Annotated in this window: 15 protein-coding genes; 4 read left to right on the top strand and 11 right to left on the bottom strand. The window is 28.4% G+C overall.

Going from position 1 to position 20,915, the window contains the following annotated elements; genetic code table 11:
• The first annotated feature begins 84 nt into the window (after positions 1–84).
• Positions 85–2,289: a methionine--tRNA ligase gene (metG, locus tag BBIDN127_RS02905; RefSeq protein WP_014023803.1), complete on the top strand. Its 2,205-nt coding sequence runs from the start codon at positions 85–87 to the stop codon at positions 2,287–2,289.
• Positions 2,290–2,298: 9 nt separating this feature from the next.
• Positions 2,299–3,342, top strand: coding sequence for a lipid II:glycine glycyltransferase FemX (locus tag BBIDN127_RS02900; protein WP_014023802.1), 1,044 nt, complete (start codon positions 2,299–2,301; stop codon positions 3,340–3,342).
• On the opposite strand, the gene murD is transcribed toward BBIDN127_RS02900, so the two are convergent.
• The 3 genes from murD to BBIDN127_RS02885 form a co-directional block, all read right to left on the bottom strand.
• A complete protein-coding gene (gene murD / locus BBIDN127_RS02895) occupies positions 3,339–4,694 on the bottom strand; it encodes a UDP-N-acetylmuramoyl-L-alanine--D-glutamate ligase (protein ID WP_044054965.1) in 1,356 nt (451 codons plus the stop codon). The two genes, BBIDN127_RS02900 and murD, sit on opposite strands and share 4 nt — an antisense overlap.
• A gap of 18 nt (positions 4,695–4,712) precedes the next feature.
• Complete coding sequence (locus BBIDN127_RS02890; RefSeq protein ID WP_014023800.1) at positions 4,713–6,059, bottom strand: MATE family efflux transporter; 1,347 nt, start codon at positions 6,057–6,059, stop codon at positions 4,713–4,715.
• A gap of 164 nt (positions 6,060–6,223) precedes the next feature.
• Positions 6,224–7,573, bottom strand: a complete 1,350-nt coding sequence (locus BBIDN127_RS02885) for an MATE family efflux transporter (RefSeq protein WP_014023798.1) — start codon at positions 7,571–7,573, stop codon at positions 6,224–6,226.
• Positions 7,574–7,697: 124 nt separating this feature from the next.
• On the opposite strand from BBIDN127_RS02885, the gene BBIDN127_RS02880 reads away from it, so the two are divergent.
• On the top strand, positions 7,698–8,486 hold the full coding sequence (locus BBIDN127_RS02880) for a M15 family metallopeptidase (protein WP_014023797.1): 789 nt from the start codon (positions 7,698–7,700) through the stop codon (positions 8,484–8,486).
• Here BBIDN127_RS02880 and recG read toward each other — a convergent pair.
• From recG to BBIDN127_RS02855, 5 genes are all read right to left on the bottom strand, one after another.
• A complete protein-coding gene (gene recG / locus BBIDN127_RS02875; RefSeq protein WP_014023796.1) occupies positions 8,483–10,543 on the bottom strand; it encodes an ATP-dependent DNA helicase RecG in 2,061 nt (686 codons plus the stop codon). The two genes, BBIDN127_RS02880 and recG, sit on opposite strands and share 4 nt — an antisense overlap.
• Before the next feature lie 9 nt (positions 10,544–10,552).
• The gene (locus BBIDN127_RS02870; protein WP_014023795.1) at positions 10,553–11,131 is read right to left on the bottom strand and encodes a YggT family protein; all 579 of its coding nucleotides are present in this window, start codon (positions 11,129–11,131) and stop codon (positions 10,553–10,555) included.
• Positions 11,132–11,142: 11 nt separating this feature from the next.
• Complete coding sequence (gene dnaE, locus BBIDN127_RS02865; RefSeq protein ID WP_014023794.1) at positions 11,143–14,628, bottom strand: DNA polymerase III subunit alpha; 3,486 nt, start codon at positions 14,626–14,628, stop codon at positions 11,143–11,145.
• 111 nt (positions 14,629–14,739) lie between these two features.
• Entirely contained in the window at positions 14,740–15,909 is a 1,170-nt protein-coding gene (locus BBIDN127_RS02860; protein ID WP_014023793.1) for a methyl-accepting chemotaxis protein, read from the bottom strand.
• A gap of 242 nt (positions 15,910–16,151) precedes the next feature.
• Entirely contained in the window at positions 16,152–16,739 is a 588-nt protein-coding gene (locus BBIDN127_RS02855; RefSeq protein WP_014023792.1) for a hypothetical protein, read from the bottom strand.
• A 140-nt stretch (positions 16,740–16,879) separates the two neighbouring features.
• Here BBIDN127_RS02855 and BBIDN127_RS02850 point away from each other — a divergent pair, with 140 nt between their 5' ends.
• Positions 16,880–17,404: a DUF1761 domain-containing protein gene (locus BBIDN127_RS02850; RefSeq protein WP_014023791.1), complete on the top strand. Its 525-nt coding sequence runs from the start codon at positions 16,880–16,882 to the stop codon at positions 17,402–17,404.
• Positions 17,405–17,420: 16 nt separating this feature from the next.
• Here the strand turns inward: BBIDN127_RS02850 and pyrG are convergent, their stop codons facing one another.
• The 3 genes from pyrG to BBIDN127_RS02835 form a co-directional block, all read right to left on the bottom strand.
• A complete protein-coding gene (gene pyrG, locus BBIDN127_RS02845) occupies positions 17,421–19,022 on the bottom strand; it encodes a glutamine hydrolyzing CTP synthase (RefSeq protein ID WP_014023790.1) in 1,602 nt (533 codons plus the stop codon).
• Between the two features lie 199 nt (positions 19,023–19,221).
• Positions 19,222–20,073 (bottom strand): hypothetical protein, encoded by an 852-nt coding sequence (locus tag BBIDN127_RS02840; protein ID WP_014023789.1) that lies wholly within the window; start codon positions 20,071–20,073, stop codon positions 19,222–19,224.
• A 6-nt stretch (positions 20,074–20,079) separates the two neighbouring features.
• On the bottom strand, positions 20,080–20,886 hold the full coding sequence (locus BBIDN127_RS02835) for an ATP-binding cassette domain-containing protein (protein ID WP_014023788.1): 807 nt from the start codon (positions 20,884–20,886) through the stop codon (positions 20,080–20,082).
• Positions 20,887–20,915 lie beyond the last annotated feature (29 nt).

Genomic DNA, 20,915 nt, shown 5'->3' with positions numbered 1-20,915 from the left:
TTTGAGAGAATTTTGTAAAAGAAATTGAAAAAAAATATCCTATCCGTATTACAATATTAATAGTTTAAAAAAAGGGGAAACTGAATGAAAAAAATGAATTTAATTACAGCTGCTCTGCCCTATGTTAATAACATACCTCATCTTGGAAATTTAGTTCAAGTACTATCAGCTGATGCTTTTGCAAGATATTCGAAAATGTCAGGAATTGAAACTCTTTATATCTGCGGAACAGATGAATATGGAACAGCCACAGAAACCAAAGCCTTAATTGAAAAGACTACCCCTTTAGAACTTTGCAATAAATATTATGAAATACATAAATCAATTTATAAATGGTTCAATATTGAATTTGATATCTTCGGTCGCACGACTAACAAGCACCATCAAGAAATTGTACAAAATTTTTTCCTACAATTAGAAAAAAACGGTTACATTAAAGAGCGAGAAACTGAACAGTTTTTTTGCAATAAAGATTCAATGTTCTTAGCTGATAGATATGTAATGGGAGAATGCCCAGAATGCCAAAGCACGGCTAAAGGAGATCAGTGCGACAACTGTTCTAAGCTTTTAAATCCAACAGATCTAATAAATCCAAAATGCATAATTTGCAAAAATACACCTATTTTGAAAAAAACCAATCATCTTTATTTAGACCTTCCTAAAATAAAAACAAAACTTGAAAAATGGATAAAAAATCCAGATATTAGCAAGAATTGGAATACCAATGCCCTTAAAATGACAAAAGCTTTTTTAAGAGATGGCCTTAAAGAAAGAGCAATTACAAGAGACCTGAAATGGGGAATTCCTGTGCCTAAAAGGGGTTATGAAAATAAAGTATTTTATGTGTGGTTTGATGCTCCAATAGGATACATTTCAATCACCAAAAACATTGTCAAAAATTGGAAATCTTGGTGGAAAAACAATGATCAAGTAAATCTTGTACAATTTATTGGGAAAGACAATATATTGTTTCATACAATTATATTCCCTTGCATAGAAATTGGAAGTGAAGAAAATTGGACAACATTAAATCAACTCGCATCAAGCGAATACTTAAATTACGAAAATCTTAAATTTTCAAAATCAGAAGGAACAGGAATTTTCGGAAACGATGCTATTACCACAGGAATCCCTTCTGATATTTGGAGATTTTATATTTATTATAACAGACCTGAAAAATCTGATTTTCAATTTATGTGGCAAGATCTCATGGAAAGAGTAAATACAGAGCTTATTGATAATTTCTCAAACCTTGTAAACAGAGTATTAACATTTCAAAGAAAATTCTTTGGAGATGTAATAGAAATAATAGAAATTCAAAATAAATTTTGGAGACAAATAACGCCAAAATATAGTAAAATACTAAATCTTTTTAAAAAGATAGAACTAAAATCCGCACTCAAAGAAATACTTAAAATTTCATCCCTTGGAAACAAAATATTTCAAGATAACGAACCATGGAAAAAAAAAGACAACTCTCCACAAGAAACAAAAGAACTAATCTCAAACTTAATATATCTAATCAGAGACTTATCTATTTTAATGATGCCATTCATTCCCGAAACAAGCAAAAAGATACAACAATTCTTTGGCAACAGTTATCAATTTTCAACCAAAATTCTTGGAACTAAATCGGGAATTAAAAAAATTGAATTCACAGAAATATTATTCAATAAACTAGAACAAAAAAAAATTAACAATTTAAAGCTAAAATATTCAGGAGAGAAAAACATGAAAGAAAAAGAACCAGCAGAAAATTTGCTTATAGAAAAAGAACAGCCAGAAAACTTGTTTAGAGAAAAAGTGATATTAAGAGTTGTAAAAATAAATAAAATAGAAAGAAATCCTGAAGCTAAAAACTTATTCATATTAAAACTAGATGACGGAACTAACAAGGACAAACAAATAGTAAGCAGCCTTGAGGGGCATTACACAGAAGAAGAGCTTTTGGGAAAACATATAATAATAGTAGATAATTTAAAGCCTGCAAAGTTTAGGGGAATAAAATCAGAAGGAATGCTAATAGCTGCTGAGGACAAAAATAAAAATTTTAAAGTTATAATTGTAGAAGATTCAATCAAAAATCCTATTGCTGGAGAGAAAATAATACTTGAAAACGATCAGAATAAAGATCTTGCCTACCCACCTAAAATTGACATAAATAAATTTCTAAAAGCCAAAATAGTAACAGAAAACGGAGAGCTTAAAATAAACGGAATAAATTTAATATTAGAAAATTCTAAGCACAAAATTTTATCTAAAGATATTCCAAACGGAACAGTTTGCTAAGAGCTATTAATGACTATTAAAAAAATAAAAACAAAAGAAATGGAAGAAAATTATCTTCAAAGCGAGCTGTGGACATTAATAAAAACAACAAAAAACAACAATTGGAAAGCCTTAGCATTTGAGAGCGATGTTCTTGGCAAAATTGTTGTAATGCAAAGAAGACTGTTTAAAAATTTTTATTTAGCATATATTCCACATCCAGAATTCTCAAACAAAACTCTTGAAAACATTAATATTGATAAAATCAGTAAAAGCATTAAAGAATTTAGTATTAAAATAAAACCCTACTTACATAAAAATACAATTTTTTTAAGATTCGATTTAATGTATTACTATCAAAGAACACTAAATGACAAATACTTTCCACTAAAAATTAAAATCAAATACCTAAAAAAATCATTTAATGACATACAGCCTTCAAACACAACAATATTAAACTTAAATAATTCTCTTGAGAATATTTTGTTTAACATGAAAAAAAAAACAAGATACAACATAAAGCTCAGCACAAAAAAAAATCTAAATATAATAATGGACGATGAATTTAAACATTTAAATGAATTTTACAAACTTTACAAAGAAACTAGTAAAAGAGACAAATTTACTATTCACTCAGAAGAATATATACAAAACCTCATTAAAATATTCAAACAAGACAAAAATGCACAAATAAAATTGATAATTGCATTTTACAACAACATAATTATTTCTGGCATAATAGTTGGAATTTACAAAGAAAAATCAGTCTATCTTTATGGGGCCTCAAGCAACGAATACAGAAATTTAATGCCCAATTACGCAGTGCAATTTAAGGCAATACAAATCTTAAAAAAATTAGAAATAAAAGAATATGATTTATTAGGAATTCCCCCAATTGCAAATAAAAAACACCCCTTATATGGTCTTTATGGATTTAAAACAGGATTTGGAGGAAATATTATTCACAGAATTGGGTGTTATGATTTTACTTACAAAAATTTTATTTATAGGATTTATGCAAATCTTGAAAAACTCAGATACTTTTATTACAAAGTAATAAGGAAAAAAATTTAATCAAGCATATTAACCAAATTTTTGAATTGCAAGCCCCTATCAAACTCATTATTAAAAAGCTCAAAAGAAGCACTAGCAGGGGAAAATAATACAATGTCACCTGGAATTGAAATTTTGAAAGAATAATTTACTGCATCTTTTAAAGAATCAAATACAAAATATTGTATGCTACTTTTTTTTAAAATCTTAATAATTTTTACAGTTGCACTACCTTTTATTAAGATCCAAGTTTTCACAATATTTATTATCTTGCTAAAACTTGAAAAATCAAGCTCTTTATCGGTTCCCCCAACAATTAAATTAATGTGGTTATCATGTGTTTTTAAACTTTTAACAGATAAAACCGTAGACTCAGGAATAGTTGAAGCTGTATCGTTATAAAACATTACATCTTGAACTAATCTAACAAACTCTAATCTATGCTCAATGCCTTTAAAATTATTTAAAATTTGAGACGCATGATTAAGGTCTATATTTAAATAATGCGAGGCAAAAAAAGCAATAAACTTGGGAATCATAAAAACAACTTGGGACTCAGAAAAACTTCCAATCAAGTTGTCATTAAAATATACTTTGCCTTTACTGCAATAAAAAATATCTTGATCAAAATCACAAGGATTGGATTCGGAAAATAAAATAACTTTGGCTTTTGATTTAAATTTTGAAAAATATTTGTAATAAGCCTTATCCTGAATAATCACAATTCCTGAAATTTGATTTACAAAAATTTTTGACTTATCGATAATATAGTCATCAAAATTTAAATAATAGTTTTGGTGATCGTTATAAACATTTGTAATAATGCTAAGAATAGGACTAAAATTGTCTAAAGATTGCAATTGCCAAGAAGAAAGCTCTAAAATCACAGGGGATCTTCCATCAAGTTGATCAAAAAAACTCAAAGGAGACACACCAATATTTCCTCCAAGCTTTGCTCTTGGATATTTTTTTTTCAAAACCTGATACAAAAGAGACACAAGGGTCGATTTACCTTTAGTACCTGTTACTGCTATTATAGGGTTCTTGTTAAATATTAAAAACAAGCTAATATCTGTTTCAACTCGTTTTGCAAACTTTAAATATTTGTTATTGGGTTTCACACTGGGATTTTTCACAACAATATCAGCATTTTTAAAATCGTTTATATCGTGCTTACCTAAAACATACCTAATTTGATTATCTAAATCTCTTAAAGAATCAATACTTAAAGCTAATTCTGCCTCACTTTTAAGATCAGTAATTACTAACTTTGCCCCATGCTTTAATAAAAATCTAGAAAGAGCTACTCCTCCCCCATTAATACCCAAACCCATGACTAAAAATTTCAAATTTTTAATTTCGTCTAAGTGCACAATAAGATTATATCAAACCTACCAACCTGTTTTAATAGATTTAATCCACCTTTCACTATAAAAATAAGGAAGTGAAATAGCAAGTTTGATTGCATCCTCAAGAGCTGGAATAAAAACAATAATTTCAAAAGGCAAATTTGTATAATTTGCTAAAACAAAAGCAATAGGAATGGTATAAACAAAAGTTACAGAACCTTCCATAATAGCACCAAAACTTGGAGATGCTCCCGCACGAAAAAATCCAAAAAGATACTGAAAAGCAAGAGCCATAAAAAAGGCAGAAACAGAAGAATACCTTAAAATAGTTCCTATAAGTTGCGAATATTTTAATGTATAAAAAATATAAGGAGCAAAAAATGAAAACACAAACAATGCAAAAGATGTTAAAAAAGCAAGTTTTAAGCCAATTTTACCTAAATACATTGCAACTTTCATGACTTCTTTTTTACTATTATGCATTTCATAGCCCATCATAATATTTAAAGAAATACAAAAGGAATTAATTATATTAAAGATAATAAAATAAACAGAAAAAGATATGCTGTAAGCAGCATATCTGTGAATATCAATTCCTATAAAAATTGACGTCAAAACAAGATATCCAAAAAACCAAATAAAATCATTTAAAAGGATTGGAATAAAAAATTTAATTAACTGAACAAACAGCTTAATGTTAATATTTAAATCATTAAGCTTAAGGTTTAAAATTGATTTCTTGTTAAACACTGTATAAACAAGATAAACAATAAGCTCAAAAGCACGAACAACTGTTGTTGCAATAGCAGCCCCAACGACACCCATATTAAAAACAAAAATAAAAATGTAATTTAATATAAAATTCAAAAAAACTGAAAAAACAGAAATGTAAACTTGAAATTTAACAATTTCAACAACCTTAAGAGCATTAGCAACAAGCCCTTTTATAATTGCAAATACGAAAGAAAAAATAGCTATGTTTAAATATATAGCCCCATAATAAACTGCCTGTGCATCATTAGAAATCAATCTAAGTAAAAAAAAGGGGCTCACTCTGGAAATAAATACAAACGGAAAAGAAAATAAAATAATAGTAAATATACTAATAAAAAATGTATTCCTAAAACTCTTAAAATCCCCCTGATTGTATTGCCTTGTGGCTATTATATTGTAAGCCCCTACCATAGCAAACCCAATAGTAACAAACAACTCAAAAAATTTATTTGCAAGAGAAACTCCTGCGACAGGATAATCACCAAGATATGCAACCATAGCATTATCTGTAAGGGAAATAAAATTAAATAAAAAAAACTCAATAGCAGTTGGAATTGCAATTTTTAAAAGATCTTTATAAATTTTATCCTTTTTTGATGCACTTAATAAATACATAAACTTCTCCAAATAAAAAATCAAGATTTTTGTAAAGACAAATACTGGAATCTACAATAAAACAAAAGAAATTGCTTTTAAATCAGCATTCAAAATGAATTTTGGATTCACTAAAATCATTAAAATTTTTATTAACACTAAATATATCACGCTACTCCCCATACTCAAGCAAGCTTTTCATACTCAATCTCTCGTATCCAGTCATCGTGAAAAAATTCAATTATGATAAATATATTTTTAATGATCTCTTCCAGATTTACAATAAAAACCACTATTGGCAAACTTAAATTTGTATAAAACACTAATAAATAAGCAACCGGAAGCGTATAAAAAACAATTACCCCCGATTCAATAAAAAAACAAACATTTGGTACGCCACTAGCTCTAAAAACTCCAACAAGAACTTGTGCTGTAAAAGCTTTAAAAACTACAATACTTGCAAAAACATATATAAACACGCTAACAAGTTCGGGAGAATCTAAATTACTAAAAATATAAGGTGCAAAGCCCGATATTCCAATAAGCAAAATAACTACAAAAATACCTAAAAGAAATCCTAAAAAAGATAAAAAAAATCCAACCGACCTGACATGTTTCTTATCATAAATCATTAAATGCCCAATAACAACCCCTGTTGCTAGCCCCATGCCATGAAGCAACACAAAGCAAATGTCAAAAAGATTTGATGCAATAGCAAATGAGGCGTATTCAATGCTCCCAACACGGGCATAAAATGCATGTAAAATAGTTATACTCAAAACCCAAAAAATCTCGTGAGACAAAACGGGTATAATCAGTTTTAAATTAGCTCTAATAACCACCTTTGAAGCAAAAAAATCACTAAACTTAATCCTATAATATGAATTACTGTTTATCAGACTATATAAAAAATAAAAAACAAACTCAACACTTCTAGCAAGCACAGTAGCATATGCAGCACCTTTTATTCCCATGCTAAAACCAAAAATAAAAATATAATTAAAAATAATATTTATTAAAACAACAATAGAAGTAACATATAAAGGTATTTTTACTTCTTTAGCACTTTTAAACCCCATAGCCGATAAAAAAGAATATGCCATTAAAACATAAGACAATGAAATAATTTTTAAATACTCTGATCCAAAATTTAAAGAATCCTGATTAGCTGTAAATAGCTTGATAATGTTTTTGGGGAAAAGAAATGAAAATATAAAAAAAATTATTCCTATTGTAGTTCCAATTGATAATATATAAGCAAAAGATTGTCTTATTTGAAGAAACTTCTTTTTTGCAATTGCTTGGGACACGTAAGCGCTTAAAGCTGTACCAAGTCCAAACACAATAATAAAAAAAAGAAAAGTTACTCTATTTGCTAAAGAAACTCCTGTAACGTGAAAAGATCCCAAATAGGAGATCATGAAATTATCAAAAAAAGTTACCATTTGAAATAAAAGCGATTCAAAAGCTGTGGGAATAGCTATAATAAAGAGCTCTTTTATTATCTGATCATAATTTTTAAACTTTCTGATCATATTTTTTGTATACAATCTCCTTTATTTATTGCTTTTAACTAAATTTAATCTAATCTATAATATATAGAGATATATATTTAGAATTAACTATTAATTATACTAAAATATATTATAATTAAATAATATGAAATCTATTTATGTTTTATTATTTCTATTTATTAACCTATCTTTGTTGGCTAACAACATTTCAAAAAAAGATTTAAAAATACTGCTAAATATCAGCAAGACAATGAATAAAGAGTGCAAAAATTTTATTGAAAAAAATCCTATTCAGTTCTTAAAAGAAATAAAGCCTTTAGTAGATGCAGAAAAAAATAATCTCTTAACTCTAATAAATAAAAAAATACCAATTCCTGTAGATTATAAAATACCCGATCTGGTATATGTTAATGATTTTAAAGATCTCGAGAATCTTGGAGCAAAAAATATTAAAGTAAGAAGGATATTAATTGAAGATTTAATTCAGCTAATAAAAGATGCAAAAAAATTTAGAATTGAAATTAAAATCAAATCTGCCTATAGAACACAAGAATACCAAAAATTTTTATTTGATTACAATGTAAAAACTTATGGAAGAAAAGTTGCAGAAGCTCAATCAGCAATTCCAGGCCATTCTCAACATCATATGGGAACAGCAATAGATTTTATAAATCTAGATGATAATTTACTAAACACAAAAGAAGGAAAATGGCTTTACGAAAATTCTCTAAAATATGGATTTTCTATTTCATACCCAAAAGGATATGAAATAGAAACTGGATATAAAGCAGAGCCTTGGCACTATTTATACATAGGGCCTAAACCATGCTCTATACAGAAAAAATATTTTAATAATTTACAACATAAGCTTCTTGAATTCTGGAACCATAACAAAACAATTCTTATTGAGCTAATTGAAAAATACACAAGCTAAATACTTCTTCCGACATTCAAATAAGAACAAAAAAGATTATCTAGCAAATCAATATCAAGCTTGTCGTAAGCAGAATTATCATAAAAGAATAAGTCAAGTTCTTCCCTGATCAATACTATAACATCTCTATCATCAACAAAATTGGCTATTTTTAATTTTAAATATCCGGCTTGCTCAAGTCCAAATAAATTGCCAGGCCCTCTTAATCTTAAATCTTCCTCTGCTATTTTAAATCCATCCAAATTTTCTTTTATAGTTTTTAATCTAAATTTTCCAGCACTTGTCAAAGGCTCTTTATATAGTAAAAAGAAAAAAGATTTTAAATTACTTCTACCAACACGACCTCTAATTTGATGCAAAGTAGAAAGTCCAAAACGCTCAGCATGCTCTACCACCATACAAGTTGCATTTGGACAATCAATTCCAACCTCAATAACACTAGTAGCCACCAAAATATCTACTTTTTTTAAATAAAAATTTTTCATAATTTCTTCTTTTAAATCGGACGACAACTTAGAATGAAGCATGTCTACAACATATTCGCCAAATACTTCCTTCAATTTTAAACACATATTATTAACATCTTTTAATTCAAATTTCTCTGAAGATGAAATTAATGGATAAACAAAATAAACCTGATGACCCTTTAAGAGCTCTTTTCTTAAAAACTCATAAACTTTATCTTCATTGCCATGCTTTGCTAAATAAGTAGTAATAGGCAAACGGCCTTCAGGCAAGGTTTTAATAAAAGAAATTTCAAGATCACCAAAAAGCGTTAACGCAAAACTTCTAGGAATGGGCGTTGCAGACATTAAAAGCATATCTACACCTTCTCCTTTGTTTTTAAGCTCTTCTCTTTGAACAACTCCAAACTTATGCTGCTCGTCAATGATAACATATGCTAATCTTTTAAATTCCGTGCTTTCATAAAAAATAGCATGTGTTCCAACTATTAAGTCGGAAGTTCCATTTCTAATATTTTCTAATGCTTGTTCCTTATCCTTCTTCTTTAAACTACCAGTCAAAAGAGTTACTGAAATGTTAAAAGACGACAATATGTTGGATAAATTATCATAATGTTGACGAGCCAAAAGATCGGTGGGCGCCATAAACGCCACCTGATATCCCGCTTCAATTAAAGGAAGCCCCGAAAGCAGGGCAACAAGGGTTTTGCCGCTCCCAACATCACCTTGAAGCAATCTATTCATTGGCTTAGAAGAGTTAAGATCAAAGAATATCTCATCAACAGAAATTTTTTGATCTTCTGTAAGTTCAAAGGGCAAACTTGAAACAACCCTTTCAAGCAAATCTTTTGATAAATTCCTTTTTTCTCGAAAAAGAACCTTAGAAGATCTATACCTTGAAAAAAACTGAAGCAAGAAAATTTCTCTGTAAATTAAAGTTTTTTTTGCCCTTTCAAGCATTTCTAATGAACTTGGGAAGTGAATCTCTTTTAAAGCATCGCTTAACGACAATAAAGAATACTTTTCTATTAAAAATTTAGGAATATCTGTTTGACCAAACTTTAAAAAATATTCAAGCGCTTCCCTTACATATAATGAAATCTTCTTTGATGTTAATCCCTCTGTCAAAGAGTAAACTGGAAAAATTTTCTTAAACCTTTCAGGCTTGTCACTGTAAACTTCACTGTCAAAATTAGAACAACTCCATAAACCACTATAATCGTTATAAGTAAATTTAGAATAAATATAGAATTTTTTATCTATTTTAAAAACATTTTCTAAAAAAGCCCTATTAAAAAGCAGAATTTCAAAAGTCTCATCATTTACACTTCTAGCCGTTAACTTTAAATTTTTTTTAGAACTATCCCCAAATTTTTTATGCCCCACAACAGTAAACACCGTCATCATATCACAACTTTTCACCTTAGAAAAATCTGGAAAAGTTTGCATATTTTGACGATCTTCATATTTTACAGGAAAAAACTCAATAAGATCTTTAACATTAAAAATTTGCAGATTATTTAACCTTTCAACCCCTTTCTCACCAAGACCACTTATATCTTTAAGCTCATATTCAAACTCATGTAAAAACATTTCAATCTCCTAAAAAGGCAAATATGTTCCTAAAACTCTAATAGCAAATACAACTTGTTCAATAATAATTATAAATGCTACCATTAAAGCACTCCCAACAATCAAACGTAAAGCATAAGACATATGCTTATCAGTAATTACACCACTTATCCTGGTGGATAAAGGAAGTAAAAATGAATCTACTGTTTTCAAAAAGTCTGAGCCTTGGAACAAATTCAAAAGCAACAATGCCAATCTCAACAATAAAAAGAAAACTATAGCAATAAAAATGCTTCTAAATATTCCCCAAACTTCAACAATGAATAAAATAATAAATGTAGAAAGCTTATAATTCCCATAAGCTAGCATTCTTTCAAAAATAGTTAAAGTTATTAAAGCTGCAATTGGAGAAAAATCAAACATACCAAATGTAAAAAAAGGGATTTTTCTGAAAAAAGATAAAAATGGCTCTGTGACAATATGTATAAATCTGAAAAATACATTGGTATTAATCCCTGAAGACACAAGCCAGCTAAGAAGGATCCTAATTAAAATTAAAATCCTATAAATCTGCAAAAATACCATTAAAATTTCTATTAAAACAATCAATACAGCACCTCCTAATCAACCCAAACATCTTCAACTATCACACACTTTCTTAACTTATCAAGTTTGTCCTCATCTGGCACAAAATTCAAAATTGAATTCATTTTTAATTTCAAATCTTTGCCATTTTCCCTTAAATAAAAATAAACATTTGAAAATCCAGAATTGTCCTCAAAATTACTTATACTTTCCTTTAAAGAATTAAGTAACTGTAGGTCATTTAATTTATTATTTAAAAATTTAATATGAATATTATTTATTTTATCTTCGGAAAGTCTTTCAATATTTACAACTTTTTCAACTACAATTGAAAATTTATCCCTGTTAAACGTAAGCCTGCCCATAACTCCAATAACATTGCCTTCAAGCAAAAAATTTTTATACTTTTCATAGCTTTCGGTAAAAATTACAATATCTATTGCACCTTTAAAATCTTCTATAACTCCAAAAGCCATTTTTGCATTATTTCTTTTAGTTTGAATAACTTTTACTGAATTTAAAATGCCAGAAAATTGGACAATGCTATCTTTTTTGGCAGCAAGATCTTTTAAAACATTTAAATTGGAAAAACTATCAATTGCCTTTTTATAAGGATCCAAAGGATGCCCCGACACATAAAATCCTAAAAGCTCTTTTTCAAATCCTAAAAGCTCAGAATAAGAATATTCTTCAAAAGTTTGATAATTAAAACTTTGCCGAATTGGATCTTGACTTTCAAGGGCACCAAATAAGCTATTTTGACCAAGTTTTTTATTATTTTTATCTTCTGAAACAACTTCAATCAAACGATCAAGATTTTCAAACAAGGTTTTTCTATTTTGATCCAAACTATCAAAAAGTCCAGATTTTATTGCAGATTCTAAAAATTTCTTATTAATTACTTTATCATCTACGCGTCTTATAAAATCCTCAAAAGAACTATATTTGCCGTTTTTTTCTCTCTCATCAATTATTAAATCAACAACAATTCCTCCAAGATTTTTAATCCCATTAAGCCCATAAGAAATTCCAGAATCAGTTACACGAAATTCCCTAAATGATCGATTTATATCGGGTTTGAGCACGTTTATACCTATAGCTTTTGACTCTTCAATGTAATAAGAAAGTTTATCATTATTATTAATTTCATTAGTCAAATTGGCAGCCATAAAATATTCAGGGTAATTGGCTTTAAGATAAGCGGTTTGATATGCTATTAAAGAATACGCCGCTGCATGCGACTTGTTAAATCCATATCCCGAAAAAGGCTTTAAAAGTTCAAAAATTTCACTAGCAATTTCTTTGTCATATCCTTTCTCAACAGCCCCTCTTAAAAAGTCGACTTTCATCTCATTCATCTCGTCTTCTTTCTTTTTACCCATAGCACGTCTTAAAATATCAGCTTTGCCAAGAGAAAAGCCTCCAATTATTTTTGCAACTTCCATTACTTGTTCTTGATAAACAATAACCCCATAAGTTGGCCTTAAAACTTCCTTTAAATCTGGATGAGGATATTTAATTCTCTTAACACCTTTTTTAGCAGCAATAAATTGAGGAATAAATTGCATAGGACCTGGCCTATAAAGAGCATTTAGGGCTATTAAATCTTCAATGCTATCGGGCTTTGCATCTTTTAGAATTTGCTGCATTCCTTCAGATTCAAACTGAAAAACAGATGCACTTCTTCCTTCTCCTAGCATCTTAAAAGTCTTAACATCATTATCTGGAATATTTTTTATTTTAAAATCTGGATTTACACTTCTAATAAGATTTTCTGCATTTTTTATTAACGTCAATGTTTTCAAACCAAGAAAATCCATCTTAACAAGCCCACATTCTTCAAGCAAATCCATTGTGTATTGAGTAGAAACAGAACCTTGCTTATAATCCTTATAAAGGGGTACATAGTCAGTTAAAGGGGTTTTAGAAATTACAATTCCTGCAGCATGAGTTGAAGCATGTCTATTCATTCCCTCAAGAACCAACGCAGCATCCATTAACTCTTTATAAACAGGCTTGCTAATAAAATACTCTTTCAAAGAATTGTCATCTAAAACCTCTTTTAAAGAAACTTTAGGCCCATCAGGAATAAGCTTGGTAAGTTCATTTGATTCAGCAAATGGAATATCTAAAACTCTGGCTACATCCTTAACTACGGCCTTAGGCTTTAAAGTTCCAAAAGTAATTATTTGAGCTACCTTATCTTCTCCATATTTATTGGTAACATATTTTATAATCTCATCTCTTCCTTCAAAGCAAAAATCAATATCAAAATCGGGCATAGAAATACGCTCGGGATTTAAAAATCTCTCAAAAAGTAAATTATACTTTAAAGGATCAATATCAGTAATTCTAAGAGCATAAGCTACAATTGAACCAGCACCAGAACCGCGCCCAGCTCCAACAGGAATATCGTGATCATGAGCAAATTTAATAAAATCCCAAACAATCAAAAAATAGCCTTCAAAACCCATTCCAATTATTACGCTCAATTCATAAAAAGCTCTATCTTTTATTTTGTTTGTCAAAGTTTTGTATCTAAATTTCAACCCTTCAAGAGTGAGATGTTCCAAATATTCACCAAGAGTATTAAATTCAACAGGAATTTGATAATCAGGCAAAATAGGGCCTGGAAAAGTTATTTTAAAATCATCACACTTTTCTGCAATCCTTACAGTATTTTCTAAAGCTTCAGGCAAATCATTAAAAAGTTCACACATTTCCTCTTGAGATTTAATATAAAATTCATTGGTTTCCATTTTTAATCTATTCTCATCGCTTTTCTTAGCACCAGTACCAATACAAACAATGATGTCTTGAGCAGCTGCATCTTCTCTGTTCACATAATGAGAATCATTGGCTACTGTTAAAGGAACTCCAAGCTCCCTAGAATACTCAACCAGCCTTTCATTTACAATGTCTTGATCTTTAATGCCATGCCTTTGAAGCTCAAGATAAAAATCATTACCAAAAACCTTTTTAAACCAAAGAATTTCATTCTTAGCATCTTCAAATCTATTGGCCAAAATAAGTCTTGGAATAAGCCCCCCAATGCAAGCTGAAGTACAAATCAAACCTTCTGAATATTTTTCAAGATCCTCTTTATCTATCCTTGGACGATAATAAAACCCCTCAAGATAAGAAATACTTGTTAGCTTTAATAAGTTTTTATAACCCAGCTCATTTTTGGCAAGCAAAATTAAATGGTAAGACATTTTTCCAAGATCATCCTGTTTTTTTAAAAACTTAGAAGTTTTTGCCATATAAGCTTCAATTCCAATTATTGGCTTAATTCCTGCTTTTTTAGCTTCTTTATAAAATTTAATAGCTCCAAAAAGGTTGCCATGATCAGTTAATGCAATATGAGACATATTGCATTTTTTTGCTTTTGAAATAATATCTGATATTTTTGCAGCTCCGTCCAAAAGAGAATAATCTGAATGAACATGAAGATGAATAAACCTAGCCCTAAAACTCATACCTAAAATTATTTTATCAAAATAAAACTTGATTTTTAACAAACCTTAGTCAAATAAATAAATAAATAAAAATTTAAAAAGCCATAATGATTTTTAAATCTCTAATTTAAATTATTGCAACAAATCTTATCAAAATAATCAAGAAATAAATAATTAAGAAAAAATACTAATCCCTTGATTATCCAATTCAATTACCATCTTTTTAATGTGCTCAAGTTTTCTAACAATTTCTTCAGATAAACTTTCAGCTTGAGACAAAAAATCTTTGGCTTGCCTTAAACCGCTATCATTGCGATTTTCTACCCTAAATATAATCAAAATTTCAGCTGCAAACTTATTAATGTTTAAATAGGGAATGTATACTTCTTCCCACAACTGCCTGATAGAATCATTCTTAGGAGACAATCCTTTATAAAACAATCCAAACCCATGTTTGGAAGCATCTGTTTGAATGAATATTGACTTTTGTCCCTCAACAAGTAATCTCAAATTATTAATCCAAGAAAATTGTTCTGAGAGAATAAATTCTAGCTCCTTTAAAAATTCATCATTAGACAGCATAAAAGTATCAGAGCTAATCAAAGAATCACAGCTTCTTGTATAATAAGCCATACTAGCATCTATACTCTCAAGATTTTCAATCAAAGAAGAAAATTCCTCTTGACTTCTTGAAAAACGTTTAAATATGTTCTCAAGATAATTAAGCTGTTCAAGAATCTCGGCAAAGAACTTATCAATATCAATCTGCAAATCTTTAAGGTTATGAGAAATTAAATCTTTAGAAACCTCTTCAATTTCCTTTACAGAAATCATATTCATAACACCTTTTGCCTGATCAGAAAGCCGCTTGATCTCATCTGCAACAACAGAAAATCCTTTACCATATTCTTTAGCTCTTGCAGCCTCAAGCTTTGCATTAAGAGAAATCATATTGGTAGCACCCAGGAAATTACTTATTGTTTCTAAACTGCCCTGAATTCCAACAATAACAGAAGATATTTGATTTAATTTTTCCTTATTATTTTTGCCAAGATCACTAAAAATAACACTTATTTGATCACGAGCATTATTTGTCATCCCAACAAGAGCAGAAAATATCTGATCAAAATCTTCTATTCCAGAAAACAAAATTCTTTGTAATGACTCAAATCCTACTTTTAGAGTAGAAATGGAAGCTTTGGTATGATAAAATCCCTTTAGCATTTCCTTAACAGGAACTTTATATTCATAAGTACTTAAATCTTTTTTGTCATTATTGACATCATTTAAAAGATTTAAATCAACAATTTGTTTCTTTTTTTTAAAAAACGAAAATTTTTTCATAAAGGGATTCTACCATAAAAACTTTTTTTTGAATAGAGCCACAGGTACTTAATTTGACATATTATTAAAACTTCAACATCAAATCAAATACATCAATAAACAAAAAAATATTTTTACATTTAAATGGTAAAAATTAACCACTTTGAAATAAATTTAAGATTTCATCTTAAACCATAAAACCATCTAAAGATACAAATCATTCTCCTCATTTAATAAAATTTAAAACTAATTTTAAATTAAATTTACTTTCTCTTTACCCAAGAGTAACGCCCACTAATCTCATTATACTCAAAAAGAACATCTCTGTAAGAAAAAAAACATAAAAAAATATCTATAAACTCTTCTAATTTAGCTTTAACTTTTGGCAAGTTAAAATCATTATCAAAATTAAAAATATCGTCTGATTCTGCTTTAAATAATTTATCATCTTGTTTGAGAATAACTTTTTTGGGTTGCCAAAAAAGAACGTTGGTTTTTTTGTCCTGAAGAAAAAATCTATTAAATTCATAATCAAGATCAACTTGATCCGTTTTTGCTTCAACAATCCCAACAATAACACATTTTTCATGATCAATTCTTTTAATCAAAACAGCATCTGTAAGCACAACTCTCTCGCCAACTTCAAGAGCAAACTGTTCTTCTATCTCATATTGCTTATTAAAAGGAAGATTTGCAATTTTTCTGAAAAGATTAAGAAGTATATACTTGGTGCTCATCTCTTTATTGCTTATTCTCAGACAAGGAATCTTCATTCTATACTTAAGCTCATCAAAAAAATATTTAACTAGTCTTTTCATTAAAATTGTTTTTCTAATGTCTTCTTCCTTCATTCAATCCTCCTAATAAAAATTGCCAAAAATTAAAGCTATTATATAAATATAATAAAATCCGAATCTTATTAAAGAAATAAAAAAATTTTATTATTATACTAATTATAATTAAATCACTACCTAAAATAAAAGAGGAAATTATGTTAATCAAATTTATGTTCTCAAATATCAATCTAATATTAATAATCAGTATAACTTTATTTAAAATATTATTAGAAATAATATACCGAAAAATATTATTAAAAAAAATAATTTACAGTACCAACACATTAAATACTCAAAAAAAACAATATAAAATAATTGTTATCTTTATTTTAACTTTAAATCATTTATTGCAAAGTTTTTTAGTAAATGCTCTTATCAATTTATTCAACAATTTAATAACTCTTACTAACAACTCTCTTGGAAACTTAACAGACTTAAATTACAATATATTATCTGCAATACTAATATCTAGCATAACTTGGCTTGCATTTAGCTTACCCAAAGTAATAAACGATATAATCTATGAAAAAAGACCGTTTAATTTAACAATAGCTAATGCTTTTTTTGACCTTTTAATAATAATATTGCTAACCACATTCTCTAAATTATTTTTAAGCTACAAAATTTTGCAATTTGAGAACACTACAAACATTAATTTTGAAAACCTGCCTACTCATTAGATAACCAAATAGACACTCAAAGACAAGCTTTAATTAATCCCATAAAAAGCTTGGCTGGATTTTCTATTCTTGTAATAAGTTCTGGATGAAACTGGCAAGCTACAAAAAATTTATTTTTAGGAATTTCTATTAATTTTGCCATTTTAAAATCACTTGAAAATCCAGATACTATAAGTCCATTTTTTTCAAATAAATCTATATAATCATTATTAACTTCATATCTATGTCTAAATCTTTCAATTATCCGATCTTGGCCATAAAGCTTAAAAGCTATTGTATTCTTTTTAAGAATTACAGGATATCCTCCAAGCCTCATTGTAGCACCCTTATCTTTAATTCCCTTTTGCTCAGGAAGTAAATGAATAACAGGACTTTTTAAAGGTTTGTCTTTTGCTAAATTTTCTTCCGTATCAGCATCAAGTATTCCACAAACATTACGAGCAAATTCTATTACAGCAAGCTGCAAGCCAAGACAAATTCCAAGAAAGGGAATATTATTCTCACGAGCATATTTAATAGCCATAATTTTACCTTCATATCCTTTTCCCCCAAAGCCACCAGGAACAATAATGCCATCAAACTCTTTTAAACAGTTCTCATTTAAATCATTAGAATCAATTAAAGTACTTTTAATAAGCAAGTCCAAATGAGCTGCAACATGAACCAAAGACTCTCTAATTGACGCATAAGAATCATCAAGTTCGGCATATTTACCACAAACAGCAATATTAATAATTTTTTTAGGCGCAAAAAAATTAGATTTTATAACTCCCACAAGGTTTGAAAGCTCTTCTATTTTTGGATCAACCTTAATATTCAACTTAGAACTTAAAATCTCATGTACACCTTGTTTGTAAAAAGATATAGGAATTTCATAAATAGTAGAAACATCAACATTATCAATAATAGAAGTGCTCTCAACATTACAAAACATTGCCACTTTTTTTCTGATTTGATCTGTCAATACCTGAGAACTTCTAGCAATAATTAAATCAGGGAAAATGCCTGCTTTATTTAAAGTTTTAACACTCTGTTGAGTAGGTTTAGACTTTTGTTCATTAATTCCGGCCGGGCTTGGCACATAGGTTAAGTGAATAAAAGCAATATTACCACTTCCAATCTCCTGTCTTATTTGCCTTACTGTCTCAATAAATAAAATATTTTCCATATCTCCTATAGTTCCACCAATTTCAATTATTAACATATCGCTATTCTCAGAACTTGCAATCTGAAAAATTGTAGACTTGATCTCATCAGTAACATGGGGAATAAGCTGAACTGTTCTTCCCAAATATTTGCCCTTTCGCTCATTTTCAAGTATCTTTTTGTATATTTTCCCCATTGTAATGTTCCAACTAGACTTTGCATTAAGATTTAAAAACCTCTCGTAATGACCAAAGTCCATGTCAACCTCTCCTCCATCATCAAGCACAAAAACTTCTCCGTGCTCAACAGGATTAATAGTCCCAGGATCAGTATTTAAATATCCATCACATTTAATTGGAGTAACTCTAAAATCATATCTAAACAACCTTGCAATACTTGCCGATGTAACTCCTTTGCCAATTCCAGAGATCACTCCCCCTGTTATTACTAAAATCTTTAAGTTTTTTTTCATGTATACCCCAAAATTAAACCTTTAAATTTCAATCCAATTAAGCCTACGAAGAAGAACTCACAAGTTATAATAAAACATACTTAATTGCATTAAAACAAACAAAAATATTAAACTAAACTAAACTAAACTAAACTAAAAATTATTAATGCTTAGCTACAAAGCTATTTTTAAGCCATTGTTTTAAATCTTTCAAACTATTTTAATTATAATTAACAAAACAATATAATGACCCTTTGGTTAAATAGTAATAATTAAACATTGCCAAAAAAATTAAAAATCCAAGAATCGCAAACAAATTGCTTTTTTTTCTAATACTGCCAAACTCTACTATCTTGAAATATGAAGCTAAATATAAAAAAAATCCCAAACTATAAACTATTTTAAAAAATAGGTCACCTAAAAATCTATCAAAAGAAAAAATTAAATCTGAAGAACATGGCACATATTTAAAACCCCAATAAAAAAAAGACGTGAAAAAAAACAATAATACAATGACCCCTAAAAAGAATATCAAAACCTTAACAAAAGGATGCGTTTTAAAAGCTATTCTAAAAAACATAAAGATTGGGAAAATAGATAAAAAATTAAAATAGCGAAAAAATATAAAATCAGAAAGATATCTTAATTCTAAGAATGAAGTACCTTCACCTCTTAAAAAGAATGCGCTATCTAGAAATAGAAAAATATTAACCCCTAAATAATAAATAATTATTAAAATCAAAGGTAAAGCAAATAAATATTTAATTAAATTGAAAAAATAATGCTCAAAAGTTGAAACGGGCAAAGATAAATAAAGAATATTTCTAAACGGATCGTGAATTACTTTGTAATAATCACACATGGTAAAAATCGATATAATCAGGGTTAAAATAAAAATTTTAGGAGCAAAAAATTTTAAAAAATCAGTTGCTGAAAAATTAAAATAAAATCTAACAAGCAAATAAGATATAAATATCATTCCTAAAATTTGAATTATTAATAAAGTATAGAATTTTCTATTGTAAACAAAATCAAAATAAAATAAATTCAAAAATCTTTTTAAGCTAAACATCTTTTATTACCTCTCCTTTTTATTTTCAGTAATATATAAAAAGAAAAACTCAATATCAACAGCTTTATCTCCATTACTGCTCTCAAAATAAAGCGCCTTAAACCCAGCCTTATTTTTTTCATAATATAATTCATTTCCATTCAGTTCGCTGATGATTTTAATCTTATAATTTCTATTAATATAAGATACTGAATTGGAGAAAAGAATTGACTTTTCCCCAACAATAATTAAATAGTCCACAACTCCTGTCAAATCCCTTACATTGTGACCTGTAATAAAAATGATCCTATCCTTTAAATTAGAAAGCATATTTCTAAAAACATTTTTTGAAACAATATCAAGACTATTTGTTGGCTCGTCGAACAATAAACAAGAAACATTTGTAGCCAGAGAGAACGCAATAATACTTTTTTTCTTCTGCCCAAAAGAAGCTGAAGATAAATCAAGAAAAATATCAAGATCAAAATCCAATAAATATTTTTTAAAATCTGCCTTATTGAAATTTGGATAAAATATAGATAAAGCTTTGCTGTATTCAGCTAAAGACAATCTAGGAAGTGAAAATTCTTCAGGAATAAAAAACAAATTCACTAAATTCAAGGGATCTCTTGGGAAAGCTGCTAAAGAGTTAAATAAAACTTTCCCTTTTAGGGGCTCCAAAAGTCCACTTATAAGCTTAAGCAAGGTTGTTTTTCCAACTCCATTTTTGCCAAGAAGCAAATAGACCTGAGGCGTCTCAATGTTTAAATTTAAATCTGAGTAAACTTCTTTTCTCCTATAAGAAAATTTTACATTAACAGCCTCAATAGCCATAACCACTCCTTAATATCCTTAATATATTA

The sequence above is a fragment of the Borreliella bissettiae DN127 genome, from assembly GCF_000222305.1.
Lineage (GTDB): Bacteria > Spirochaetota > Spirochaetia > Borreliales > Borreliaceae > Borreliella > Borreliella carolinensis.
Note: the sequence above shows the minus strand (reverse complement) of the source record. Positions and strands in the feature narration are given on the sequence as shown.